At 68.3% G+C, this 24,576-nt stretch carries 25 protein-coding genes; 7 read left to right on the forward strand and 18 right to left on the reverse strand.

Translation table 11 applies throughout. The features are described 5' to 3' along the window. Window positions 1-153: 153 nt before the first annotated feature. On the forward strand, window positions 154-717 hold the full coding sequence (locus UUA_RS00500; protein ID WP_008433329.1) for a cytochrome b: 564 nt from the start codon (window positions 154-156) through the stop codon (window positions 715-717). 335 nt (window positions 718-1,052) lie between these two features. Beyond that, entirely contained in the window at window positions 1,053-1,610 is a 558-nt protein-coding gene (locus UUA_RS00505; protein WP_008433331.1) for a ferredoxin reductase domain-containing protein, read from the forward strand. Window positions 1,611-1,775: 165 nt separating this feature from the next. Here the strand turns inward: UUA_RS00505 and UUA_RS00510 are convergent, their stop codons facing one another. From UUA_RS00510 to UUA_RS00535, 7 genes are all read right to left on the reverse strand, one after another. After that, entirely contained in the window at window positions 1,776-3,473 is a 1,698-nt protein-coding gene (locus UUA_RS00510; protein WP_008433332.1) for a cbb3-type cytochrome c oxidase subunit I, read from the reverse strand. Continuing rightward, window positions 3,473-4,375 carry a c-type cytochrome gene (locus UUA_RS00515; protein ID WP_235605956.1) on the reverse strand — a complete coding sequence of 301 codons (903 nt, stop codon included), beginning with the start codon at window positions 4,373-4,375 and terminating at the stop codon, window positions 3,473-3,475. Before UUA_RS00515 ends, UUA_RS00510 begins: the two co-directional genes overlap by 1 nt. A 56-nt stretch (window positions 4,376-4,431) precedes the next feature. Beyond that, complete coding sequence (locus UUA_RS19920; RefSeq protein WP_238532986.1) at window positions 4,432-4,620, reverse strand: hypothetical protein; 189 nt, start codon at window positions 4,618-4,620, stop codon at window positions 4,432-4,434. Between the two features lie 232 nt (window positions 4,621-4,852). Then, window positions 4,853-5,401, reverse strand: coding sequence for an SHOCT domain-containing protein (locus tag UUA_RS00525; RefSeq protein ID WP_008433337.1), 549 nt, complete (start codon window positions 5,399-5,401; stop codon window positions 4,853-4,855). Between the two features lies 1 nt (window position 5,402). Beyond that, window positions 5,403-6,101 (reverse strand): hypothetical protein, encoded by a 699-nt coding sequence (locus tag UUA_RS19785; protein ID WP_167316974.1) that lies wholly within the window; start codon window positions 6,099-6,101, stop codon window positions 5,403-5,405. Window positions 6,102-6,262: 161 nt separating this feature from the next. Next, the gene (locus UUA_RS19790; protein ID WP_153022831.1) at window positions 6,263-6,979 is read right to left on the reverse strand and encodes a hypothetical protein; all 717 of its coding nucleotides are present in this window, start codon (window positions 6,977-6,979) and stop codon (window positions 6,263-6,265) included. A gap of 6 nt (window positions 6,980-6,985) precedes the next feature. Beyond that, complete coding sequence (locus UUA_RS00535; RefSeq protein ID WP_008433339.1) at window positions 6,986-8,377, reverse strand: MBL fold metallo-hydrolase; 1,392 nt, start codon at window positions 8,375-8,377, stop codon at window positions 6,986-6,988. A gap of 182 nt (window positions 8,378-8,559) precedes the next feature. On the opposite strand from UUA_RS00535, the gene UUA_RS00540 reads away from it, so the two are divergent. From UUA_RS00540 to UUA_RS00560, 5 genes are all read left to right on the forward strand, one after another. After that, on the forward strand, window positions 8,560-9,960 hold the full coding sequence (locus UUA_RS00540; RefSeq protein ID WP_039953313.1) for a GGDEF domain-containing protein: 1,401 nt from the start codon (window positions 8,560-8,562) through the stop codon (window positions 9,958-9,960). A gap of 88 nt (window positions 9,961-10,048) precedes the next feature. Then, complete coding sequence (locus tag UUA_RS00545; protein WP_008433343.1) at window positions 10,049-10,321, forward strand: PepSY domain-containing protein; 273 nt, start codon at window positions 10,049-10,051, stop codon at window positions 10,319-10,321. A 26-nt stretch (window positions 10,322-10,347) separates the two neighbouring features. Next, window positions 10,348-10,899: a cytochrome b/b6 domain-containing protein gene (locus UUA_RS00550; RefSeq protein ID WP_008433345.1), complete on the forward strand. Its 552-nt coding sequence runs from the start codon at window positions 10,348-10,350 to the stop codon at window positions 10,897-10,899. A gap of 48 nt (window positions 10,900-10,947) precedes the next feature. Beyond that, window positions 10,948-11,622 carry a response regulator transcription factor gene (locus UUA_RS00555; RefSeq protein WP_008433347.1) on the forward strand — a complete coding sequence of 225 codons (675 nt, stop codon included), beginning with the start codon at window positions 10,948-10,950 and terminating at the stop codon, window positions 11,620-11,622. Next, window positions 11,619-12,998, forward strand: coding sequence for an ATP-binding protein (locus tag UUA_RS00560; RefSeq protein WP_008433349.1), 1,380 nt, complete (start codon window positions 11,619-11,621; stop codon window positions 12,996-12,998). Before UUA_RS00555 ends, UUA_RS00560 begins: the two co-directional genes overlap by 4 nt. A gap of 43 nt (window positions 12,999-13,041) precedes the next feature. Here UUA_RS00560 and UUA_RS00565 read toward each other — a convergent pair whose 3' ends face one another. The 11 genes from UUA_RS00565 to UUA_RS00615 all read right to left on the reverse strand — a co-directional run bounded on the left by UUA_RS00565 (window position 13,042) and on the right by UUA_RS00615 (window position 24,412). Beyond that, window positions 13,042-13,512: a cytochrome c gene (locus UUA_RS00565; RefSeq protein ID WP_008433351.1), complete on the reverse strand. Its 471-nt coding sequence runs from the start codon at window positions 13,510-13,512 to the stop codon at window positions 13,042-13,044. Window positions 13,513-13,661: 149 nt separating this feature from the next. Further along, a complete protein-coding gene (locus tag UUA_RS00570) occupies window positions 13,662-14,516 on the reverse strand; it encodes an LOG family protein (protein ID WP_008433353.1) in 855 nt (284 codons plus the stop codon). After that, window positions 14,513-15,934: an MBL fold metallo-hydrolase RNA specificity domain-containing protein gene (locus tag UUA_RS00575; protein ID WP_008433354.1), complete on the reverse strand. Its 1,422-nt coding sequence runs from the start codon at window positions 15,932-15,934 to the stop codon at window positions 14,513-14,515. The genes UUA_RS00570 and UUA_RS00575 overlap by 4 nt, the downstream gene beginning before the upstream one ends. Window positions 15,935-16,046: 112 nt before the next feature. Next, window positions 16,047-16,655 carry a hypothetical protein gene (locus tag UUA_RS00580; RefSeq protein ID WP_008433356.1) on the reverse strand — a complete coding sequence of 203 codons (609 nt, stop codon included), beginning with the start codon at window positions 16,653-16,655 and terminating at the stop codon, window positions 16,047-16,049. Continuing rightward, the gene (locus UUA_RS00585) at window positions 16,648-18,165 is read right to left on the reverse strand and encodes an efflux transporter outer membrane subunit (RefSeq protein WP_008433358.1); all 1,518 of its coding nucleotides are present in this window, start codon (window positions 18,163-18,165) and stop codon (window positions 16,648-16,650) included. Before UUA_RS00585 ends, UUA_RS00580 begins: the two co-directional genes overlap by 8 nt. Window positions 18,166-18,197: 32 nt before the next feature. Beyond that, complete coding sequence (locus UUA_RS00590; protein ID WP_008433359.1) at window positions 18,198-19,316, reverse strand: ABC transporter permease; 1,119 nt, start codon at window positions 19,314-19,316, stop codon at window positions 18,198-18,200. Window positions 19,317-19,321: 5 nt separating this feature from the next. After that, window positions 19,322-20,491, reverse strand: a complete 1,170-nt coding sequence (locus UUA_RS00595; RefSeq protein WP_008433360.1) for an ABC transporter permease — start codon at window positions 20,489-20,491, stop codon at window positions 19,322-19,324. Beyond that, entirely contained in the window at window positions 20,488-22,257 is a 1,770-nt protein-coding gene (locus UUA_RS00600) for an ATP-binding cassette domain-containing protein (RefSeq protein WP_008433362.1), read from the reverse strand. Before UUA_RS00600 ends, UUA_RS00595 begins: the two co-directional genes overlap by 4 nt. Window position 22,258: 1 nt before the next feature. Next, a complete protein-coding gene (gene hlyD / locus UUA_RS00605) occupies window positions 22,259-23,293 on the reverse strand; it encodes a secretion protein HlyD (protein ID WP_039953318.1) in 1,035 nt (344 codons plus the stop codon). Further along, window positions 23,290-23,703: a hypothetical protein gene (locus tag UUA_RS00610; RefSeq protein WP_008433367.1), complete on the reverse strand. Its 414-nt coding sequence runs from the start codon at window positions 23,701-23,703 to the stop codon at window positions 23,290-23,292. The genes hlyD and UUA_RS00610 overlap by 4 nt, the downstream gene beginning before the upstream one ends. A gap of 94 nt (window positions 23,704-23,797) precedes the next feature. Further along, the gene (locus UUA_RS00615) at window positions 23,798-24,412 is read right to left on the reverse strand and encodes a TetR/AcrR family transcriptional regulator (protein ID WP_235605855.1); all 615 of its coding nucleotides are present in this window, start codon (window positions 24,410-24,412) and stop codon (window positions 23,798-23,800) included. Between the last annotated feature and the right edge of the window lie 164 nt (window positions 24,413-24,576).

Below are 24,576 nucleotides of genomic sequence, written 5' to 3' on the forward strand. Positions count from 1 at the left end.
GGGCAGGCTTGAACGTTAACACGGTGACATGCGAATTCCGCGTATTTGACTGCGGTCAAATGGCGCACGCGCGCGCCGTCGTAGGCTGTCGGCACGCCCCGGACCCGCGTGCTGGCGGGGCGGCGTCGCCCACCTTCACCCGCAGAGGTCGCCATGAACTGGAAGAACACTTCGGAGCGTTACGGCGCGCTCATGATCGGCATGCACTGGCTGACGCTGCTGCTGCTGGTTGCCGTGTATGCCTGCATCGAGCTGCGCGAGTTCTACCCGCGCGGAAGCGAGCTGCGCGAGGGGCTGAAGAGCTGGCACTTCATGTTGGGCCTCGGCGTGTTCGTGCTGGTCTTCGCGCGCCTGGCGATCCGCCTCGCGTCCGGGGCCAGGCCGCCGGTGCGGCCGGCACTGCCGGTGTGGCAGGAGCGCCTGGCCGCGCTGATGCACCTGGCGCTGTACGCCTTCCTGATCGTGATGCCGCTGCTCGGCTGGCTGGTGCTCAGCGCGGAGGGCAAGCCGATTCCGTTCTTCGGCATGCAATGGCCGGCGCTGGTGGGGCCGGACAAGGCATTCGCCGACTCGATGGAGGAGCTCCACGAGACGATCGGCACGGTGGGCTACTACCTGGTTGGCCTCCACGCGGCGGCTGCGCTGGCGCACCACTACGTGAGCCGGGACAACACCTTGCTGCGCATGCTGCCGCGACGTGGCCGGCCGGCGGCGTGAGAGGTGGTGAATTTTTCAACTTCTCAGGCCGGCCATGGCGAGGGCATGGATGCCCGAGTTGAGGCAACGCAGGAGCAGTTGCCCGATGCCCGAGTTGAGGCAACGCAGGAGCAGTTGCCCGCCGGCCGGATATGAAACAGTCACGCAAGACATGTTTCATGTGAGCGAGTCCGGGCGTGTACCGGACTCGCGATCGAAGAAGACCACAGGAAGCGGTTCGCCTCACAAGCTGTGAAACCGTGCGTAGATGCCGCCGGCATCAGCTGCGTCTGCAGGGGGAGCGGTACACGGCGAACGCGGGGATGTCGGCGGGCCGTGGAGCGACTCCGCCGCGGATGGCGCACCCCTATACCATCGCATCCGTCTGGTGGGAGGAAACCTCCAAAATCACCTTCGTGGTCAAGGATCTGGGCGACCACCCGCACCGCCTACACGAGCAGCTTCGCGTCGAACAGGCGGTGCGGGTCGAGGGTCCCTATGGGTGCTTCACGTTCGACGATGGCCGCGTCCACCAGATCTGGATCGGCGGCGGCATCGGCGTCACGCCCTTCATCGGGTGCATGAAGCACATGGCCTGGCAGAAGGAAGTGCAGGATTGGCCCGAAGGCCAGAAGATCGATCTCTTCCACAGCACCGCGGATGTCGATGACGAAGCGCTCGACCGGCTGGCGGGCGACGCCCGCTCCGCCGACGTGCGGCTGTACGTGCTGATTGACGCACGCGACGGCCGCCTGACGGGCGAACGCATGCGGGCTGCCGTGCCCGAATGGCGCGAGGCGAGTATCTGGTTCTGCGGGCCGGTGGGTTTTGGCGAGGCATTGAAGCGCGACCTGGCCAGGCACGGATTTCCGGTGGAGCGGCGTTTCCACCAGGAGCTCTTCGCAATGCGCTAGGTCGCGCCTGCCGGCGTGCCAGGACCGGTGTCGATGCGGTGGCGCAGGCGGGCATGAGCATGAGGCGGAATTCGATGACCGAGGACCAGCAAAAAGGCCGCCGGGGTTTCCCCCGACGGCCTTTTTTGTTGCTTCACATCACGGTATCCAGGGACCCGCCTGCGTTCAGGCTTGTGCGGGCAGCACTCTCAACAGTGATGGTGTGCTTGCCACGTTCGCGCGTGCCTCCATCGAGGCGAGGAAGCGCCATACGAACAGCAGGGTCACCAGCATCAGCCCCGGGTAGCCGACGCCGGCCAGCAGATAGGGCAGGGTCGGGTCGCCGGCCACGCGCACGCGCGGCAGGTTGAAGCTGAGCAGGCTGAGCGTGATGATCGCGCCGAACACCCACATCATCAGCAACCAGATGCCCGCTTCGAAGCCGCTCAGCGGGCGACCCCAGCGGGTGGCCGGGTGGATGTCAGCCGAAGCGCCGTGCACATCCGCGCCCGCCGGCACGCTGACACGACGCCCCAGCGTGATCAGGTCATAGGCCACGACCAGCGCCCCGATGGTGAAGACGACGCCGAACAGCGGCAGCAGCAGCTTGAACACGCCCATGGCGCGGGCGACGTCGCCACCGAACCAGTCCAATCCGAGGATGCGGTAGACGTAGATCTGCACGGTGCCGCCCACGTTGAAGGCGAACGCCATGCCGAGCATGCCCGTCAGCACCAGCCAGAAGCCGAGCTTGCCCAGTCGCTGGTCGTAGTTGGTGACCTTGCGCATGATCGGCACCGCGAAGTAGGCAGCCGCGATGCCCAGCATGCCGAAGGTGCCGAACAGGGCCAGGTGCCCATGCCCCGGCGTGACCCAGGTGCCGTGCGACCACACGTTGGTCAGCGCGAAGGTCATGCTGAAGCCCAGGATGCCCGCACCGATCTGCTCCAGCACCACCGAGCCCAGGATGAAGTAGAACGCGGGCGCATTCTCCAGCGGACGCTTGTTGACGTGCGCATCGAGGTAGATGTGCCAGAAGCAGAACACCAGTGGCAGCGGTTCCAGCGCGCTGAACAGCGAGCCCCAGAACTGCCAGAACTCCGGCGTGCCGATCCAGAAATAGTGGTGCGCGTTGCCGATCAGCCCGGACAGCCACACCAGCATCACGCCCCAGAACACCGCGAAGCCCACCGACTTGATGTCGACCTTGAACATCAGCACCAGCAGGAAGCCGACCAGGGTGATGTGGATCACTTCCCACACGCCCTCGACCCAGTAGTGCACCACGAACCAGCGGAAGTACTCCTGCAGGTCCAGTCGCTCCACGTAGAACAGGCCGAACACCCACACCGCCATCAGTGCACTGACACCGAGGCCGAGGCCCCAGTGGATCTCGTTCCACTGGCGCACCGGCGGGAAGGTGCGCAGCACCACGAAGGCGAGGATCGCGAAGCCGACCAGCACCAGCACACCGGCAATGCGCCCGGCCTCCAGGTACTCAAGTCCCTGCTGCAGCCACGGCTGCCCCTGCCACCAGCCGGCAATGCCGACCTGGGCCAGGCGCAGGGTGAAGAAGTTCCACAGCGCGATCACGATCAACGCGTAGAACAGCAGCTTGATCAGCCACGGTGCGACCATCTCGCGTTTGGCCAGCAGCGGCCCGACGAACAGGATCGCGCCGATGAAGCCGCACAGGATCCACAGGATGCCGAGGTTGAGGTGCTCGGCGCGGGCGACGTTGAAGTTCACCGTGCCGGCGAGCACGGTCGGATCCACCTGCTGGGTAGCCAGCAGCAGGCCGTAACCGACCTGGATGATGAACAGCACCAGCATCAGCATGAAGAAACGCATGCTCAGCCGTTGGGTCTGGTATTCGATCTGCATCACTGCTTCTCCAGGGAGTGGAGGTAGGCCACGATGGCGTTGACTTCATCGTCCTTGAGCAAGGTGCCATAGGCGGGCATCACGCCGGTCGGGTAACCCGCCACGATCTTCGCATTGGGTTGGAGTATCGATTCCCGCAGGTAGGCGTCGTCGGCGGTGACCGTGCTGCCATCGGCAAGGCTGACCTTCGAGTTGTACAGGCCGCCCCAGCCGGGTCCGACCAGCTTCTTGTCGTCGGCGGCGTGACAGGCCACGCAGCCGTTGTCCTTGACCAGTTGCGCGCCGTGCGCCACGGGGTCGGCGGCGGGTACCGGCGCCGCCGTCGTCGGGGCCGGAGCCGCCTGGGCGGTGGCGACGACGCCGTGCGCAAGCTGCACGCGGCGGTCGAAACCGTCCACTTCCACCTTCGGTGGCCAGCCTTCGGTATTCATCGCCGAGGTGTACTTCAGGTAGGCGATCAACTGGCCGATCTCGTCCTTGGTCAGCGGCAGGTTCGGCATCATCGTGGTGCCGCCGCCGCGTCGTTCGATGCGCTCGGCGGCGCCCGGGAACTTCTTCAGATAGGCATCGATCGAGTCCGTGCCGGCGTCGGCCGACTGGTTCGGGTCCTGCAGCTGCGCACGTACCGCCGCTGTCGTCGGCCAGCCACCGGCCGATGGCAGGAATGCAGCCAGCCAGGCGGGCCCGGCGTGCTTGTATTCCTCAGTGAGATCCGGCCCCAGATAGGCGCCGTTGCCGACCATGGTGTGGCAGCCCATGCAGTTGTAGGCCTGGAACACGCGCTTGCCATCGGCCGCCTGGTAGGGGCCGAAGGAAACCGTGTCCGGGGTGACCTGGCCACGCGACTTCAGGAAGGAGAAGATCGACAACACGATGAAGATCAGGGCCAGGATGGCCAACACCACAAATGCACCCCGGCGCCGGGGCGTCTCGCAGCTGCTACCGCCGGTTCCACAGCTCATGAGAGTTTGTCCTTGACGGTGATGGCGGCCTGCTCCTGAGTGTCGTGCAGGAACAGGATGCGCAGGCTGCCGATGAAGACGTAGAACACGTACACCGCCAGCACGAAGCCGGTGATGAAGTAGATCCACCATGCAAGATGCGATTCGGGCCAATACTCGAAATTGCGCCAGAATGGCCAGGACAACAGAGTGGCTGCCACGCAGGCCAGCACTGAAAGCGTCAGATCGGTGATCCGTTGCGTCGTGCGATTTTCCCCAGTGGGTTCGAGCCTCGTCGGATAGCACAGGAACCACCGAAACCCCACTCGGGGGATTCGCGTGCAAGGCGGGTGAATACTAGGTGTGGCATTTGCGCACACGTCTGACCCAGGTCAAGCGGACGCGTGATTTCGACGCACCGTCGGCGTGCGGGTGCGGCTAATCCTTGGTGTCGTCGCCGAGCTGGAGAATCCGTCGACGCACGCGCTGTTCCTCGGCCGGGCTGATCAGCCCCTCGTCCAGCAGTTCCTGCAGCACCTGCAGCTGGCGCAGCCGGCGCTGCGGCATGGTTGGTGCCGGGACCGGGGGCAAGCGGTCTGTTGATACTGCCGCTGGCGCCGGGCGTGCCGGCGGTGCGGGTGCTGCGGCGGTGCAGGCCAGGCGCAGATGCAGACCCTGCTTGAGGTCGTCCAGCGTCACCCGGTGGTGCAGCGGCTCGCAGTTGGCGTGGCGCAGCGTGACCGTGCCGTAGCGATCGGCGCGCGCATCCGGATAGCTGTTCGGGTAGATGTCGCGCTCGTTGACGGTCAACGGCGTAACGCCGGCCCTGCCGCTGATCAACTCGACCTCCGCCGCCGAAGGCGTCGATTCGATCCGCAGCGTGCCGACCTGCAGCGCCTGCGCATGGAGGCTGGCGGTGACGGCGAGCGCCAGCACCATCATGCCGGCGTGGGCCCATGGGCGCATCGGGAACAGGCGGGCCGGCATGTCAGAACGCGGTGTCGAAGCCGAACAGGATGTAGTTCTCGCTGCTCAGGTGGCCGGTGAAGTAGGGGCCGGTCGGTTTGGTCCTGTTCTTGAAGTCGACGTTGACCTCGACGATGCCCTTGACGTTGCGCATGAAGTAGTGGGACGCGGTCAGGCTCAGGCTGTTGATGGCGATGCCTTCATAGATGGTGTTGGTGCGCGCGAAGTCGCCGGCACCGGCGTAGTTGTACAGCGCCGAAAAGGCCCAGCGCTCGTTGGGAATCCAGTCGAGGCCGGCGAAGCCGCCGTTCCAGCGGTAGTTGCGCGTCGGGTCGGCGTCCAGGAAACCGCGCCAGTCGTTCCACAGGTATTGCGCGTACCAGTGCGCGTCGGCGCCGACGTCGCCGGACGCATCGAGACCGGCGACGCGCTTGTCGGTATTGCGCCGGCTCTTGTCCATGCCGGCCGGGCCGGCGGCGCCGCGCTGCTTGCCGCTGGCGCCGAAAAGCCCCACGGCCACCGGTCCGATGTCGGTGGCGACATGGGCAAAGGTGGTCTTGGAGTTGTCGTTGTCGAACATCCGGTCAGGGCGCGAGTACCCGGTGCCGTTGATCTTGAAGTTGTCGGTGATGCCGTTGCCGTTGGTGAAGCCCAGGGTGATGCCGAACGGTCCGACGTCGCGGTTGAACTGCACGCCGCGGTCGTAGGTGATGCCGGCCATGCGGTAGGCGGATCTCGCGCGGGAACATCGCATCGGACAGCGAGAACTGGCCGAGCATCATGCCGATGCCGCTGCCGAAGAGGTTGGCCTGGCGGAACCAGGCGTCCTCCACCACGATCTCGCCGTTGCCGCCCTTCTCGGCCATGATCGCGTAGAAGTAATTAGGTAATGTCCTTGCTCAGCGGCGCGCTGGACAGCAGCTTGAGCAGGTACGGTGACTGGAAATCCGTCGTCGCGGACTGGCGTGCGCCGCTGACCGGATCGATCGCCTTGCCCTGGCGGGCCTGCACGTAAGCCTGGGCGCGGATGGCAAGCGGCACGTGGTCGGGCAGCGCGAGCCGGTCGTCGCCGAGCTGGTCGGCGGTTTCCATCCAGTTCGGCAGGCGCATGTTGTTCTTGACGAAGACCTCGCCGAACTTGTTGAGGCGCGGGAAGGCGGAATGGCAGGCGGCGCAGCTGAGGTTGTAGCGGCGCGCGAACTCGGGCATCGCCGACGCGCTTTGCGTCGGCAGCAGCGCCAGCCAGGCGCCCAGCAGCAATAACGGCGCGCCGCGCAGGATCGCGCGAAGCAGGTGCCGGCAGGTGGGGTGGTGATGGAACGGTGACGCCGGCCTCCCGGCATGGGCGTTAGGCGCGGGAAGGGGCGGGGAGATGATCCGCTTCATGGTGAGTTGCTCCCAAAGTCCTGTTGGGGCTGCCGCCTTCGCCTCTGGTCGAATCCACTGTTGCGGTGGATCCAGTCTATGGGCGTCTGGGCCCGCGCGCTTGACCTTGGTCAATTGCGAGGCATGTCGCCGACCGGCGGATCGCGCCGCGACCGCCGTGCCGGCGGCGCGGCCTGCCCACGGCGTCCGGCGCTGCACATCGGAGCGCGCCAACGGGCATCAGTCGATCTTGATCGGCTCGTGCAGCCCGGACAGCTGGACGGCGACGCCGCGCGCTTCCAGCACCTCCTGCATCACCTGCATGCCGCGCTCGTACTCGCCGTGCACCAGGAACACCTTGCGCCGCGGCGCTTCGCCCAGCCAGGCCAGCAGCGAGGGCTGGTCGGCGTGGGCGGAGAAGCCGTTGATCGTCCACACCTGCGCGCGCACCGGGATTTCCTCGTTGAACACGCGCACGCTGGCCGCCCCGTCGATGATCCGCCGCGCCAGCGTGCCTTCCGCGGCGTAGCCGACGAACACCACACTGCTGCGCTCGCGCCACAGGTTGTGCTTGAGGTGGTGGCGCACGCGGCCGCCGTTGCACATGCCCGAGCCGGCCAGGATGATCGCCCCGCCGTCGACGTTGTTGATTGCCATCGACTCGGCCGTCTCGCGGGTGAAGTGCAGACCGGGCATGGCGAACGGGTCGCCGTGCTGCAGCTCGTCCAGGAAGCGCTCGTCAAAGCCTTCCGGATGGCGGCGGAAGATCTCGGTGGCGGAAATCGCCATCGGCGAATCCAGGAATACCCGCACGTGTTGCGGAATCGCGCCGCTAGCGATGCCGCGGTGCAGGTAGTAGAGGATTTCCTGGGCGCGCTCCAGCGCGAAGGTGGGGATCACCACGTTGCCGCGCCGGTTCACCGTCTCGCGGATGGCCCGGTACATCTCGTCGACCGAGTCGGGCACCGAGCGGTGCGGACGGTCGCCATAGGTGCTTTCCATCACGACATAGTCGGCGGGTGGCGCGGGCGTCGGGTCGCGCAGCAGCGGGCGGCCCGGGTTGCCGAGGTCGCCGGAGAACAGCATGCGGCGTTGCTGCTTGCCGTCGTCCAGCTCGAGCAGGATCGAGGCTGAGCCGAGGATGTGGCCGGCGTCGAGGAAGCGTGCGCTGATGCCATCGACGACTTGCACGGTCTCGTTGTAGCCAACATCGGCACCGAAGAAGTCCAATGCGTGCAGCGCGTCGTCCAGCGTGTACAGCGGCGGCGCAATCGCCTCGCCGCGGCGGTTGTTGCGCTGCGCGCGGCGCGCGTCCTCTTCCTGCAGGCCGGCGGCGTCCAGCATCACCACTCGCGCCAGCTCGCGGGTGGCGGCGGTGGTGATGATGCGTCCGCGGAACCCCTGGCGCACCAGCAACGGAATCCTCCCGCAGTGATCGAGGTGGGCATGGGTGAGCAGCAGCACGTCGATGCCGGCCGGGTCGAAGCCGAACGGTTCGGCGTTCGCGCGCTCGACCTCGTCGCTGCCCTGGAACATGCCGCAGTCGATCAGCACGCGGCGGTCGTTGCAGGTGACCAGGTGGCAGGAACCGGTAACCTGCTTGGCGGCGCCGTGGCAGCTGTAGATGATCATGCGTTCCTCGATGGTGCGGGTGGGGCCGTGCGGACGGCCGGGGGCAGACTCTGGCAGGGTACCCCGGCCGCCGGGTTGATCGTCGTCAATTCTGGGCCCCCGCCGACTGTGCCATGGTGTGTCTCGTGCCGTACTGCCGTGAAGGGGTGACGACAGGCATCCCCGGCATGGGTGGGGTCGCCATGAGTACCGTGCTTTTCCATCACGACTTGGGCGTTGTGCAGGGGTTCTTGCGCTTTTCGCGTGCCGTCGCCCTGCTGATCTGCGCGGTGGCGCTGGTCGTGCTGGCCGGCTGGTGGTGCAAGCGGCCGCTGCTGACCACAATGTGGCCCGGTCAGACCGCGATGACGGCGAACGCGGCGGTCGGCTTTGTGCTGTCCGGCAGTTCGCTGCTGCTTAGCCAGCACTCCTCGCCACGGCGGTCGAGCTTCGGCCGCTGGTTGTCGCTGGCCGTGCTGGCGATCGGCGCGGTCACGCTGGTGGAATACCTGTGGATGACCGATCTGGGCATCGACCATATGTTCGGCGGTCCGCGGACGCATGGGTCCGGCCGGTGGCCCGGGCGCATGGGCGAACCGGTCGCGGCGGGGTTGGTGCTGCTCGGCGGCCTGGGCCTGTTGCTGCCGGTTCGACGCTGGCTGTACCTGCGCGAGGGGCTGGCCATGGGCCTGCTGGCGATCGCCATGAGCGGCCTGGCTTCCTACAGCATTGCACTGGCCGGCAGGAACGACATGCTGTTCGGGCGGATGCCGATCCACACCGCGCTGCTGTTGCTGCTGGCGACACTGGGCTGGCTATCCGCCACCCCCACCCTCGGGCTGACCCGGTTGGCCACGGCAGATACGCTGGGCGGTGTGCTGGCACGTCGCCTGCTGCTGCCAGCACTGCTGTTGCCAGCCGTGTTTGCGTTCGTGTTCCAGCTGCTGCAATCCCGGCTGGGCCTGCCCGAAACGCTGGCCTTCGTGCTCATGGCCCTGTTCAGCGGCGGTGCGGTGGCCGGGCTGGTGTGGTGGGCGGCGAACCTGTTCGACAAGCTCGAGCGCCAGCGTCGCGAGAGCATCCTGCTGCGCAACGACGCGGGCACGGACATCCTGACCGGGCTGGCTAACCGGCGCGCGCTCGACGAGGTGCTGGCCTGCCTGCTGCGCAGTCAGCGCGAGCATGACCGGATGTTCTCGCTGCTGATGCTCGACCTGGACTGCTTCAAGACCTTCAACGACGACTTCGGCCACCTCGCCGGCGACCAGGTGTTGCGCGTCACCGGCCATCTGCTGCGTGCCGCGCTGCGGCCCGCGGACATGGCCGCGCGCTACGGCGGCGAGGAGTTCGTGCTGCTGTTGCCGGAGACCGACGTGGCCGGGGGCCGCGAAGTGGCGGCACGTGTTCTCGACGCATTTCGCGGCTTTGCGTGGCCGTACCGCGCGGTTACGGTGAGCATTGGCGTGGCGCAGTCTGCTTTCGGTGACGGCGCCGAGGATCTGATCCGGCGCGTGGACGCCGCTTTGTACGACGCCAAGCATGCGGGGCGGGACCAGGCGGTGGCGGCGGTCGCGTTGCCGACGGTGGCTCCGTCGAAAACCTGACGCGTGCTGCCCGGGTCCTTAAGACCCACGTAAGCCGCCCCGGTTGCAATGCCGTCCAAGGCAATCCTGCCGATACCGGAGACGCACCATGAAACGCACCGTCATCGCACCGCTGTTCCTCGCCGCCGCCGCGTTGTCGGCGTCCGCCTTCGCCGCCCCGCAATGCACCAATGCGCCGCGTGCGCAGTGGCTGACCGAAGCGGCGATGAAGCAGAAAGTGCTCGACCAGGGCTACACCATCAAGAAGTTCCAGGTCTCGGGCAACTGCTACGAGATCTACGGCAAGACCAAGGCCGGCAAGAACGTGGAGATCTACTTCGACCCCACCGACGGCCGCATCGTCAAGCAGAAGGGCGGCTGATCGATCACCTGAGCGAGGACAAGCCCATGAACGCCACGGTCAAGGTATGGGATCCGCTGGTACGCGTGTTTCACTGGTCGCTGGCGGGCTTGTTCCTCGCCAATTTCTTCACCGAGGGCGGCGAGCTGGTCCATCGCGGGATCGGCTACGCCGTGCTGGCTCTGCTCGGCGTGCGCTTCGCTTGGGGCTGGGTCGGCACGCGGCATGCGCGCTTCAGCGACTGGGTGCCCGGCCCGCGCCGCGTGCGCGATTACCTGCGCGAACGCCTGGCCGGACACTCGCGGCGACAGCTGGGGCACAACCCGGCGGCGGCGGTGATGATCCTGGCCCTGCTCACCGGCGTGCTGCTGGTCGGTGTCACCGGCTGGCTGCAGACCACCGACACGTTCTTCGGCGCCGGCTGGCTGGAGGAACTGCACGAGCTGCTGGCCTACGGCGTGCTGGGGCTGGTGGTGCTGCACGCGCTGGCGGCGGTGGGCGAGAGCGTCCATTACAGCGAGAACCTGGTCGCCGCGATGATCCACGGCCGCAAACGCACGCTGGAGCATGACGATGGCGGCGATGCAGGCGTGCGATGAATTGCCTCAGGCCCGGCGGGAGCGCGGGTTGCTGACTAGAATCGGGCCATGCGCATCCTGCTAGCCGAGGACGACCGGGCACTGGGGCAGGCGCTGGCCGACGGCCTGCGCCAGCTCGGCTATGCGGTGGACTGGATCACCGACGGCCAGCAGGCCGCCGCCGCGCTGGCCGACACCTCGTACGCTGCCGCGGTGCTGGACTGGAACCTGCCGCGCAGCAGCGGGCCGGCGATCATCGCCGGCATGCGCCGACGCCAGGACGCCACCCCGGTGCTGCTGCTGACCGCCCGCGACGAACTGGCCGACCGCGTCGCCGGGCTGGATGCCGGCGCCGACGACTACGTGGTCAAGCCGGTGCACCTGGACGAACTGGCCGCCCGCCTGCGCGCGTTGCTGCGCCGTGCCGACGGCCAGATCGAGCCGGCAATACGCCTGGGGTCGCTGGAAGTCACCCCGGCCGCACGCAGCGCCACGCTGGCCGGTACGGCGCTGGAGCTGACCGCGCGCGAGTACGCGCTGCTGGAGATGCTGGTGCGGCACCCCGGGCGCGCCTATTCGCGCGAGCAGCTGGAGGACGCGCTGTACGGCTGGGATCGCGAGGTGGCCAGCAACGCGGTGGAGGTGCACATCCATCATCTGCGTCACAAGCTGGGGCCGGGCTGGATCCGCACCCTGCGCGGCATCGGCTATGCGATCAACCCGCCCACCGGCCAGCCCGCATGACCCGTCCCTCGCTCAACCGGCGGCTGGTGCTGCGGCTGGTGGCCGGCATCGTGCTGGTGTGGTGCGCCGCCGCCGGCTGGCTGGCCTGGCGCAGCCTGCACGAGGTCGACGAGATCTTCGACCAGATGCTGGTGCGCAGCGCGGCCAGCGTGCTGGCGGTGATGCCGGCCGCGCCGCTGTCGGGTGTCGCGGCGCAGCTGCCGGATCGGCCGGTGCTGGACTCCGACGCCACCGCGCATCGGCCCGCCATCACCGTGCGCGATGCGCGTGGCCGGTTGCTGGCAGGCAGCACCGAGCTGCCCGCGCTGGAGTTCGATCCGGGCGGTGCGCACCTGCACACGGTCACCTATGCGCAGCGGCGCTGGCGGGTGTTCCAGCGCTGGGATGCGCAGCAGAAGTACTGGATCGAGGTCGGCGCGCCGCTGGACGAGCGCGACGAGCTGATGCGCAAGCTGCTCGCGCCGGCGCTGCTGTCCCTGCTGGCGTTGCTGGTGCTGGTGCCGCCGATGGTGTTCGCCGGCTTGCGCAGTGGGCTGAAACCGCTGCGCCAGCTGACCCGGCAGCTGTCCGCCGACACCCACGCGGCAGGTGCCTCGCTCACCGATGCGCGGGTGCCGGTCGAGCTGGCGCCGTTCACCGAGGCGATCGACCGGCTGGTGGCGCGACTCGAACGCAGCCTCGAGCACGAGCGCCGCTTCACCGCCGACGCGGCGCATGAACTGCGCCACCCGCTGGCGGCGCTGCGGCTGGAACTGGACCTGGCCGGGCGCGATGAGGATGCAGCGGCCCGCGCACGGCACCTGCAGCGCGCGCAGGATGCGCTGGACCGCATGCAGCGGCTGGTGGCCCAGCTGCTGATGCTGGCGCGGGTCGAGAAGCTGACCGAGCTGGACGACGCCGGTCCGCTGCGTCTGGCGAGCGTGGCCGAAGCCGCCTTGCGCGACGCCAGCGAGCGCGCGGCGGCGTGTTCCATCGAGTTGTCGCTGGATCACGACGGCAACGACTTCGTGCTGGGCAGCCGCAGCCTGCTTGGCATCCTGGTGCAGAATCTGCTGGACAACGCGTTGCGCCACGCGCCCGCGCACGGCCAGGTGAATGTGCGCGTCGGTGGTCGCGACGAGCGGGTGAGCCTGGAGATCAACGACAGCGGCGCCGGTTTTGCGGCGGACGACATGGCGCGGCTGGGCGAGCGCTTCCATCGCCCCGAGGGCAGCGTGGGCGAGGGTAGCGGGCTGGGCCTGTCGATCGCCCAGGCGATCGCCCACCTGCATCACGGCGAGCTGGCGTTCGGCCGTTCCGCGCTCGGCGGCGCGCGGGTCAGCCTCAGCCTGCCGCGCGTCGCGACCGACGCGCCGCATGCGCCTGTTTACGCGTGAGCCTGCGCAGGCCACGCCGCCATCGCTACGGCTTGCTGGCAACTCATGGCTGGCCCTGGAAATGCTCCCGGAACGGCTGGCGGAACCGCTGGTGGCAGCCCAGGCAGGCGCCCTGCAGGTTGGCGAACGCCGCGATCGCCGAAGCGCCGTCCTGCCGTTGCGCGGCCTGCGCAAGCTGCTGCGCGGCGTCGTGGGACTGGCGGTCGTAGTCGCGGAAGTGGCCGGCATCCTTGCCCATGAAGGCGAGGATGCGCAGCTTCTCCGCCAGCGGCGGCTGCGGGTGGTCGGCGATGCGCGTTGCGCGTTGCGCCACCGCGGGCCAGTCTTCGCGCGCGAGGCCGTCGGTGACGCCCTGCATGTCCTTGCTCAGATCCCGCATGATCGCGGTCAGCGCCAGCGGCGTGGCCTGATCCGGCGGATTGGCAGCGCTGGCCGGCAGCAGCACGCTGCCGGTCAGGATCACGGCCAGGGCCATGGCGGCGCGTTGCGTCGTGGTGCGTGGCGTGAAAGACATGGGCGATCTCCTCTGGGGCTGGGTGTTGACGGGTGTCTGCATGGCAAGCTGGCCGTGCGATCCGCACTGCGCGCCGGTTCTCGCGGCAGGGTGCGGCAAGCGGGCGACCCGCGCCGCTGCCGACGAAAAGGCGGCAGCGTTCGTGGTGCTCAGGCCGGCGGCTCGCCGCCGTAGAACGCATGCATGGTGGCCACGGCTTGTTCGGCGTTTTCGACCACGCTGAACAGTTCGGCGTCGCCGGCGTTGATCATCCCCTGCTCGAGCAGGAATTCCAGGTCGCAGGCGCGACGCCAGAAGGCGTTGCCGACCAGCACGATCGGCAGGCGTGGCATCTTGCCGGTTTGCACCAGGGTCAGTACTTCGAACAACTCGTCCAGCGTGCCGAAGCCGCCGGGAAAGGCGACGAGCGCCTTCGCGCGCATCATGAAGTGCATTTTGCGCACGGCGAAATAATGGAAGCGGAAGGCCAGCTCCGGGGTGATCCAGCTGTTGGGCAGCTGTTCGCGCGGCAGCGTGATGTTGAGCCCGATCGAGCGCGCGCCCGCCTCATGGGCGCCGCGATTGGCGGCTTCCATGATGCCTGGGCCGCCGCCGGTCACTACCACGAAATCGCGGCGACCCTCGCGCTGGAAGCGACTCGAGACGATTTCCGCGAAGCGGCGTGCTTCCTCGTAGTAGCGGGCGCTGGCCAGCCGGCGCCGTGCGGCGGCGAGTTCGCGCGCCAGCCCCGGCTCGTCTGGATGGGCCTGCGCGCGGGCCGCGAGCCGCACCACGTCGGCCTGGGCCTGCTCCGGCGAACAGGTTCGTGCGCTGCCGAGAACCACGACGGTCGAGCGGATGGCGTGTTCGTGCAGGGCGATTTCGGGTTTGAGCAGCTCCAGTTGCAGGCGCACGCCGCGCAGTTCGTCGCTGGCGAGGAACTCGATGTCCTCCTGCGCCAGCCGGTAGGCCTCGCCGTGCACGATCGCCTCCTCCCGCCGCTTGCTCTCGTCGGTGCCGTTCATGCCGGAACTCCGACCTTGCCGCCATGCCAGTGCACCTGTTGGCCCGCCGTGGGGACGGTCACGTTCCAGCCGGGACGGGCACGCAGCGCGGTGGCCATGGCTTGTGCCGCCGTCTCTTCGCCATGCACCACGAAGGTCTGCGCCGGCGCTCGCGCGAAGCCGGCGGTCCAGGCCAGCAGCGCCTTCCGGTCGGCGTGCGCGGACAGCCCGCCGACGGTGTGGATCGAGGCGCGCACCGGGATGTCCTCGCCGAAGATCCGCACCTGGCTGTCTCCATCCACCAGCCGCCGGCCCAGCGTACCCTGGGCCTGGAAGCCGGTGATCAGCACGCTGCATTCGGCGCGCCCGAGGTTGTGCCGCAGGTGATGCTTGATGCGGCCGGCGGTGCACATGCCGCTGGCGGAGATGATGATGGCGCCGGAGCGGATCTGGTTGAGCGCGATCGATTCCTCCACGCTGGCGGTGAATTTGAGGTAGGGCAGATCCTTGCCGCGCGCGTGCCAGTCGGCGAGGCGGGTGGCGTTCTCGTCGAACAGATCCAGGTGTCGCTGCGTGATCTTGGTGGCCTCGGTGGCCATCGGCGAATCGACGAAGATCCGCAGGTCGCGCAGCCGTCCTTCCCGGCTCAACTGGTGCAGGTGGTACAGCACCTCCTGGGTACGGCCCACCGCGAAGGCCGGCACGACCACGTTGCCGCGGGAAAGGGTGCGTTCGACCACCTCGATCAGCTCGTCCCGAGTCGCGGCAAGGTCCTTGTGCAGGCGGTTGCCGTAGGTCGATTCGACGAACAGGATATCCGCCTCGGTGATCGGCGTCGGGTCGCGCAGGATCGCCCGGCCGGGTTGCCCAAGATCGCCGCTGAACACCAGCTTGGTGGTGCGCTCGCCTTCGCTGACCCAGACCTCGATGATCGCCGAACCCAGGATGTGGCCGGCGCCGCGGAAGCGGCAGCGGACGTCCGCATGTGGTCGCAACTCGCGCCCGTAGCCGTGGGGCTGCAGCTGGCGCAGGCAGACGTCGGCGTCGCGCAAGGTATACAGCGGCGTGGCAACCGCCTGCGCGTCGCGCGACCTGGCGGCGCCACGCTGCGCACGCAGCGCCTCCATCTCCTGGATGTGCGCGCTGTCCGGCAGCATCACCTGCAGCAGGTCGGCGGTTGCCGCGGTGGCGTGGATCGCGCCGCGGAAGCCGGCGCGCGTCAATTTCGGCAGCAGGCCGCTGTGGTCGATATGCGCATGCGTCAGCAGCACGAAGTCGATCGACTGCGGATCGAATCCGAACGGTTGCTGGTTGCGCTGCGTGGCTTCGCGTCCGCCCTGGAACATGCCGCAATCGACCAGGAACCTTGTCGTCGAGGTCTCCACCAGGAAGCATGAGCCGGTGACTTCGCGGGCGGCGCCGAGAAAAGTGATCTGCATGGGGGTCTCCGGGTCGGTTCAGTCGCGCAGGCGGAAAGGGCGTCTGCCGGGCAGGAAGGGCAGGGTGGACAGCGCCGCCTCGATCTGGATGCACGGCCCGTGGTCGAGTGGCTCAGGGTTGCGTGGCATGCGTGGATTCCCGGGTGTCGTCGGGCTGTCCGTGGCCAGCCGGCGCGCTGGCCGTCAGCGGTTGCCAATCCGGATCGGTGAAGTAGCGGGGGTACAACTCGAGGGCGTCGAGCAGTTGCGGCAGTCCGTCGGCGGTGAGCACGCGGCCGAGCAGGAGGTGCAGGTTGGCGTCCATGCCGTTGCCGCGAGGGGGATGGTCGACGATGACGGCCACGCTGTCTTCGATCGATGCGGTGGCGGCGCGCGATTGCCGTACCGACAGCGGGCCGTCGGCCTGCGCCTGCTGCATCCAGAGCGCGACGGCGCGGATGCGCCGCATGCCTTCGCGCAGTGCGGCATCGGCAGGCCATCGCTGGCCGCGGTCGAGCTGGAGCTGACGCTGGGTGGCGGGGCGGGGGCGGTGCGTGTCCCCGGCCGCGGCGTGCGCGTGGGACGGCGGAGCTCCGGCCAACGCCGCAACCAGCAAGGACACGAGCAGGGCCCATCGCGGGCATCCGGAATGGATGCGTCCCGCCGCCATGCCAGCCCGGTGCGCGGCGGCGGCGCGCGGGCCGTGTCCGCGCAGGGGTTGCCGCGGCAGCCCTTCACCCACGGCTTGGCTCCTCGTGTCGTGCCGGCGGCTGCGGCCCGGCTACGCCCTGGCCGTGCGCATTGGTGGCGGCAGTGGCGGAGTCCCAGCCGCCGCCCAGCGCCTTGAACAGCGCCACCAGGTCGATCGCGGCGGCGGTATGCGTGCGCACGTAGCCGTCTTCGGCGTCGCGCAGCACGCGCTCTTCGGCCAGCAGCTCGGTCAGCGCGATGTCGCCGGCGGCGTAGCGCGTCTGCGCGTGGACGTAGCTGCGCCGCGCAGCGTCGCGTGCGGCCTGCTGGCGCCGCACCGCGTCCAGATCCAGCTGGTAGTCGCTCAGTGCGCGCTCCGCATCGCCCAGCGCCGCCAGCACGGCCTTCTCGTAGGCGAACGCGGCCTGCTGCTCGCGTGCCTCGCTGGCACGGATCTCCGCGCGTACGCGGCCGCCATCGAACACGCGCCAGGAGATCAGCGGCATGATCGAGAACGTCTGGCTGGCAGATTCGAACAGCTGGCTCGCATCCAGCGACTGGAAGCCGCCGCTGGCGCCGATCGACAGCTTCGGGAACAGCTCCGCCGTCGCCACGCCGATGTCGGCGCTGCGTGCCGCCAGGCGTCGCTCGGCCGCACGCACGTCCGGCCGGCGACGCAGGATGTCGGCGCGTTGGCCGACCGGGATCGGCGCCAGCGTGATCTCCGCGGCGGTCGTGTCGAGCAGGGCCAGCTCGCGCTCGGGCGGTGCGCCCAGCAACACGCCCAGGCCGAGCGCCGCGGCACGCAGGCGCGCCTGGATGGCAGGCAGGCCGGCAGAAGCGGCGTCCAGGCGCGCCTGCGCGGCATCGACATCCGCCTGCGCCGCGTCACCTGCGTCGAAGCGTTTGCCGACAAGGTCGGCCGTTTGCGCGAGCGCCTGCACCGAGGCTTCGCGTGCGGCCAGCTCGCGTTGCGCGCCGCGCAGGCTGAGATAACTGCGCGCTACTTCGGCGGCGATGCTGATGCGCACGCCCTCGGCATCTTCCTGTGCGGCCTGCATGCTGGCCTCGGCACTTTGCACGGCGCGCCGAGTGGCGCCGAACAGGTCGATTTCCCAGCCGGCGTCGAAGCCGGCGTCATGGATGGTCTGGTCCCGTGCCAGTCCGGGAATGGAGCCGATCGGCAGCGGACCGTTCTTGCTCTGCCGGCGTCGGGTCACGCTGCCGCTGACGTCGACGGAGGGCGCGTAGCCGCCGGCCGCGCGATCGCGCAGGGCACGCTCCTCGGCGATACGCGCCTGCGCCTGGCGCACGTCGAGGTTGTCCGACAATGCGGCAGCGACCAGCCGGTCCAGCGTCGGATCGCCCAACGAGGTCCACCAGGTCGACAGGGCGGCTGGCGCCTGTGCGGCGGTGTCCGGCTGCGTCCAGCCGCTGCCGGTATCGACCTTCGGCGGCCCGCGGTAGTCGGGGCCTGCCGCGCACGCACCGAGCAGCAGCGTGCCCAGCGCGACGGCCGCCACGCGTGGCACACGGCAGCGGCGATTCGATGAGCGGGTCATGGCAATTCCTTCATGCATGGCTTGGGGGATGGTCACTGCAGACGGCTGCGCACCAGCAGCGTGGCCAGGGTCAGCGTCGCCAGCGCGATCACGGCCAGTGGCCAGAGGTTGGCAAGGATGTCCGCCGCCGGCATCGTCTTGAGGAACGTGCCTTCGACGATGACCAGGAAGTGGGTGAGCGGAATCGCCTGCGCCATCCATTGCAGCGCCACCGGCATGTTTTCCACCGGCGTGGCGAAGCCGGACATCAGCACTGCCGGCACGCCGACGGCGAAGGCGCCGAGGATGGCCTGTTGCTGCGTTGCGCTGACCGCGGAAATCATCAGCCCGATGCCGACCACCGACAGGATGAACAGCACCAGGCTCGCCAGCAGCAGGCCAAACGAGCCGGTAAAGGGGATGCCGAACAGGAACACGCCCGCGCTGATCATGAACAGACCCAGCAGGGTGCCGATCGCCAGTGCCGGCAGCGACTTGGAAATGATGATCTCCGGCGTCGAGGTGGGCGACACCAGCAACTGGTCGAAGGTGCCCAGCTCGCGTTCGCGCGCGATCGACAGCGACGTGATCAGCAGCGCGCTGAACAGCGCCAGGATGCCGGTCAGCCCCGGCACGATGAACCAGCGATAGACCAGGTTCGGGTTGAACCAGTGGCGCACGACCACCGGGTTCGGCGCCTGCGCGCCCGGTACGACCGCGGCGCCGACCTCGGCGGCAATGGTCGAGAGATAGGCGACGGTGATCTGGCCGGAGTTGCTGCGCCGGCCATCGACCAGCACCTGCGCGCTGCCGCTGCCGCCGGCGGCGATCGTGCGCGAGAAATCCACCGGAATGGCCAGCGCCGCGATGACCTCGCCGCGGTCGATCAGTTCGTGCAGCTGCCGCTGGCTGTCCACGCGCCGGACGTGGGTGATGAAGCGGGCGCTGTTCAGCCGCTGCACCAGCTCGTGCGACCAGCGGCCGGCGTCCTGGTTGTAGACGGCGATATCGACGTTGCGTACTTCGAGCGTGGCGGCGAACGCAAACACCAGCAGCTGCAGGATCGGCGGCACGAACACCACCATGCGGCTGCGCGGGTCACGCAGGATGCTGAGGATTTCCTTGACGAACTGCGCGCGCAGGCGGGTGAAGCTGAGCAGGGAACCGGACACGGGCGCTACTCCAGGTTCTTGCGCGTGGCGCGCTTGGCCAGCAGGAAGAACACCGCGCCGATCGCCGTCATCGCCAGCAGGTTGGGCACGAATACCGCCCAGATGTCTCCGGCCAGGAATACCGTCTTCAGCGATTCGACGAAATAGCGCGCCGGGATCAGCCTCGTCAGGGCGCGGATCGGCGCCGGCATGGCGTCGATTTCGTATAAAAAACCCGACAGCATGAAGGCCGGCAAGAAGCCGGTGAACAGTGCTATCTGTGCTGCCAGGAACTGGTTGCGTGCCAACGACGAGATCAGCAGGCCCTGACCCAGCGCTGGCACCATGAATACCGCCGACAAGAGCAGCAATGCTGCCAGTGAGCCGTGCAGCGGCACGCCGAACACGAATACGGCCAGCGCCGCCGCGCCCAGCGTGGAAAGCATGCCGAGCACGAAATAGGGCAGCAGCTTGCCGATCAGGATCTCGGCCACCGAGGCGGGTGTGGAGAGCACCGCCTCCATCGTGCCGCGCTCCCATTCGCGCGCCACCACCAGTGCCGTAAGCATGGTGCCGATGATGGTCATGACGATGGCGATGGCGCCGGGGATCAGCGCGCGGCGGCTCTCCAGTTCGGGGTTGAACCAGTAGCGCGGCTCCAGCACCACGGCCTGCACGGGCGATGCGGCGCCGAGCCCGGCGCGCCAGGACTGCACCACGCCGCGGGCGTAGTTCTCGACGTAGTTGGCGGTATTGGGGTAGGAGCCATCAGTGATGATCTGCACCAGCGGCTCGCTGCCGCGCCGGGCCAGGCGCTGCTCGAAATCCTGCGGAATCACCACGTAGCCGCGCAGATCGCCGGAGACCAGCTGATCGGCTACTTCGCGCCGGTCCTGCACGATGCGCGCATTGAGGAAACGGGTGCCCGTGAAAGCGGCGGCCAGGGACTGGGCGGACGCGCCGGGCGATTCCAGCACCACACCGATGCGGACTTCCTTGGCATCCAGCGATACCGCATAGGCAAACAGGAACAGCAGCACCACCGGCAACACGAACGCGATCAGCAGCGTCGACGGGTCGCGCAAGGCCTGGTGGCTTTCCTTGGCAACCAGGGCCATGAGGCGGTGCAGGTCGAAACGACGCAACCCAGCCGACATCGCGCCATTCCCGTCGTTGCGCTTTTCGGCGGTGTTCATGCGGCAGCCTCCGCTTCGCGCTCGGTGGATTCCACCAGGTGGATGAAGGCGTCCTCCATGGTCGGATCGGGCCGCTGTGGGCTGACGGCCATGCGTTTGAGCGCATCGGGCGTGTCCAGCGCGATCAGTCGCGCACGCGAGAGCATCGCGACCCGGTCGCAGTATTCGGCCTCGTCCATGAAGTGGGTGGTGACCATGATGGTCACGCCCTTGCGCGCCAGCCCGTTGATGTGGGTCCAGAATTCGCGGCGGGTGATGGGGTCCACGCCCGAGGTGGGTTCGTCCAGAAACAGCACGGGTGGTCGATGCATCAGCGAGCAGGCCAGGGCGAGGCGCTGCTTGTGCCCGAGCGGAAGGGAATCGGGCGTGGCGGACAACCAGTCGCCCAGGTCGAAGGTCGCGATCATCTCCTCGATGCGCTCGCGTCGCGTGTTGCCTTCCAGCTCGTACACGCCGGCCGAGAACTCCAGGTTCTGCCGCACCGAAAGCAGGCCGTAGAGCGAGAACTTCTGCGCCATGTAGCCCAGCCGGCTCTTGGCCGCGCCGGTAGCGTGGCGCAGGTCGAGTCCCACCACATGCGCCTCACCCGCGGTCGGCTTGAGCAGGCCGCAGAGCATCTTGAAAGTGGTCGACTTGCCGGCGCCGTTGGGGCCGAGCAGCCCGAAGATTTCGCCCTTGTGTACCTCGAAACTGACGCTGTCGGTCGCGGTGAAGGCACCGAAGCGCTTGGTGAGATTGCGGCAGGACACGGCAATGTCGGAGCCCAGTTCGACCGGAGGCAGGCGCTCGGCCAGGGTCGAGGTGCCGCCGGGACCGCCGCCGAGCAGGTCGATGAAGGCATCCTCGAAGCGCGCCGGCACCGGCGCCAGCTCTACCTGCGCCTGATCGGCCAGTGACTGGATCTGCTCCGTGCCGGCGCCTGCGCGCAGCACCACGCGCACGCCGGCGCCCTGGATCACGCCATCGCTCACGCTGGGCAGGTCGAGCGCCTCGGTCAGCACCGCCCGGCGCTCGGCGCCGACGTTTTCGAGGCGGAAGCTGCGGCCTTCGAGCTGCGCAGTGAGTTCCTGCGGCGGGCCATCGAACAGCAGCTTCCCCTGATTCAGCAGCAGCACGCTTTCGCAGCGCTCGGCCTCGTCGAGATAGGCGGTGGACCAGACCACGGCCATGCCCTCGTCGGTCAGCGCCTGCACCATGCGCCACAGGTCCTGGCGGCTGACCGGGTCGACGCCCACCCCGGGTTCGTCCAGCAGCAGCACCTTGGGCCGCGCCATCAGCGCACAGGCCAGGCCGAGCTTCTGCTTCATGCCGCCGGAGAGCTTGCCGGCCAGACGCGTGGTGAAGGGCCCGAGCCGGGTGAAGTCGAGCAGCTCGGCGAACAGGTCGGCGTTGCGCTCCGCATCCATGCCGCGCAACTGCGCGTACAGGCGCATGTTCTCCATCACCGACAGGTCTTCGTACAGACCGAAGCGCTGCGGCATGTAGCCGCTGGCGACGTGGATGGCGTCGTTGTCCTTGACCACGTCGAAGCCGGCCAGGGTGACGCTCCCGGCGTTGGGGACGAGCAGCCCGGTCATGATCCGCATCAACGTGGTCTTGCCGGCGCCGTCCGGACCGACCAGGCCAGTGAGGCGGCCATAGCGGATCGTGGCGCTGAGGCCGCGCAGCGCGTGGACTTCGCCGAAGCGCTTGCCGACGTTGTCGAGCACCACGGCGGCGGCGTCGCCATGCTGGCGCGAAGTATCGCTGGCTGGCTGCGGGCTCATCTCAGCTTCCACGCGCGGGTTTGCCGGCCGCGCCAGTGGTGTCGACGTCGATCGTCACCGGCATGCCCTGGCGCAGGCCCTGGTCGGCATCGGACACCACCACGCGCAGGCGGTAGACCAGATCGGTGCGCAGGTCGGCGGTCTCCACCGTCTTCGGCGTGAATTCCGCGCGCGGCGAGATGAAGCCGATCTGGCCGTGATAGACGGTAGCGGAGGAATCGGTGTGGACGCGTACTTTGGTGCCCGGTGCGATGCGGCCCAGGTCCGCCTCGTCGACGTACGCCCTCAAATACACCGGATCGCGCAGGCTCAGGCTGTACACCGGCGTGCTGTTAGCCACCATGCTGCCCGGTTCGCGCACGCGGGAGATCACGATGCCGTTGCTGGGGGCGACCAGCGTCGCGTCGGCCACCGCGGTGCGTGCCTGGGTCAGGGCGGCCTCGGCCGCGGCAACGCGTGCCTGGCCGGCGTCGATGTCCTCGCGGCGGAAGCCGGCGGTGGCCAGCGACAGCGATGCCTGCGCCGCGGCCAGATTGGCGGCGGACTGGTCGCGGGCGGCGCGTGCGGCGTCGACCAGGCGCTGACTGCTGGCGCCCGATGCGAGCAGGGTGTTCTGGCGCTCGAAGTTGCGCGCAGCCTCGTTGGCGCTTGCCTGCGCCTGACGCACCTGCTCGCGGGCCTGGGCGATTTCCTGCGGGCGGTTGCCGCTGTGCAGCTTGTCCAGCTGCGCCTGCGCCGCCTGGAGCTCGGCTTCGGCCGCCGCCAGCTTCTCGTGGTACGGCGTGGCGTCGAGCTGCGCCATGACTGCGCCGGTGGTGACGGCGTCGCCTTCGTCGAACGCCATGTGGGTCAGGCGGCCGGGCTGGCGAAAGGCCAGCTCCACCTCGCGGATGTCGACGTTGCCGTACAGGCGCAGCGTATTTTGGTCGCCATGGTCGTGCAACCGCCAGAACGCCAGTGCGCCACCGATGGCGATCACGACGACGGCGATCACGATCCAGCGGGTCTTTCCAGTGGGAGGGCTCGGAATTTTCATCGCGACGGGGTTCCGCTTGAGAGGGGGTGTTCAGTGCGCGGGGCCGCCGGCGCAGCGGCTGCTGCCAGGCGCTGGGCCAGGATCGCGATGCCCATCCACACCATCGTGCGCAGGGTCATGGCGATCGGCGTGCGGTGCTCCCAGGCGCCACCCAGAGCCACATGCATGGCAAAGGCGAGGAACACGAGCGCTGTGACGACGGCGATGGCGAGCGCCAGCCGTGCCGCCCAGCGCCGACGCAGCCAAAGCCCGATGCCAGCGACGACGTAGGCGAACCCGGCCAGGAAATTGAACCAGACCACGAACGGCACGTAGTGGCCGGCGGCGTGACGCGCGGCGCCGTCGACAAACAGCACCGCGCCGCCTTCCCGGAGGGTCAGCAGGCCGAAGCCGATGGCGAACAGGGACATCAGCCATGTCCAAACGCTGCGTTGCGGGTGAGCAGTCATCTTCATGGTCCTCGGTTCGCCGGGGGGGTGCCCCGGCTGCAGGATGGAAAACGCTTCATGCGGCACGCGCGATGCCGCGTCGGTAGATCGCAAACGCGCCTGCCGCTTCCTGGCGCATATGGCGGGTATCGCCAGCCAGCAGCGCCTGCATCACCAGGCCCTGGATGCTGCCGATGAACAGCGTAGCCGCCGCGGCCGGGTCCAGCTGCGGGTCCAGTTCGCCGGCGGCCTTGCCCTCCTCGATCAACGTGTGCAGGCGCTCGCCGTAGCGACGGATCATGGTCTGCACCATCCGCTTGGCGGCAGTGTCCTCGGCCCGCTGCAGCTCGCCGAACAGCATGCGCGGCACGCCGGCGTGTTCGGCGACAAAGACAATATGCGCCATGAACATCGCCTCCAGCGCAGCCAGCGGGCTGGCGGCATGGCGGGCAGCGCGCTCGACCCGCGCCAGCAGGTGGTTGGCCACCCATTCCATCGCCGCCTGCCAGATCGCGTCCTTGCTCGGGAAGTGGCGGAACAGGGCGCCCTGGGTCAGCTTCATCGAGGTGGCGATCGCCGCGGTGGTGATGTCGCTGGGGTTCTGTTCGGCCGCCAGCTTGATGACAGCCTCGATGGTGACCGCGCGGCGTTCGTCCGCAGGCAGATGTTTGCGCTGGGTGTCCATGGTCATGGTTCGTACCAGTAAGTAATCAATTACTATCTTACGCGGACCGCAGCCGTTGTCAACAACAGAAGTGACGCGGCTTTTCAGTGGAAGGTTTCTACCGGGTCACGGTGCCGCTGCAGTCCGCATGCGCGTGCTGCGCGGCGAGCCGGTGGCCCGGATGGCACAGT

The sequence above is a fragment of the Rhodanobacter thiooxydans LCS2 genome, from assembly GCF_000264375.1.
Taxonomy (GTDB): Bacteria; Pseudomonadota; Gammaproteobacteria; order Xanthomonadales; family Rhodanobacteraceae; genus Rhodanobacter; species Rhodanobacter thiooxydans.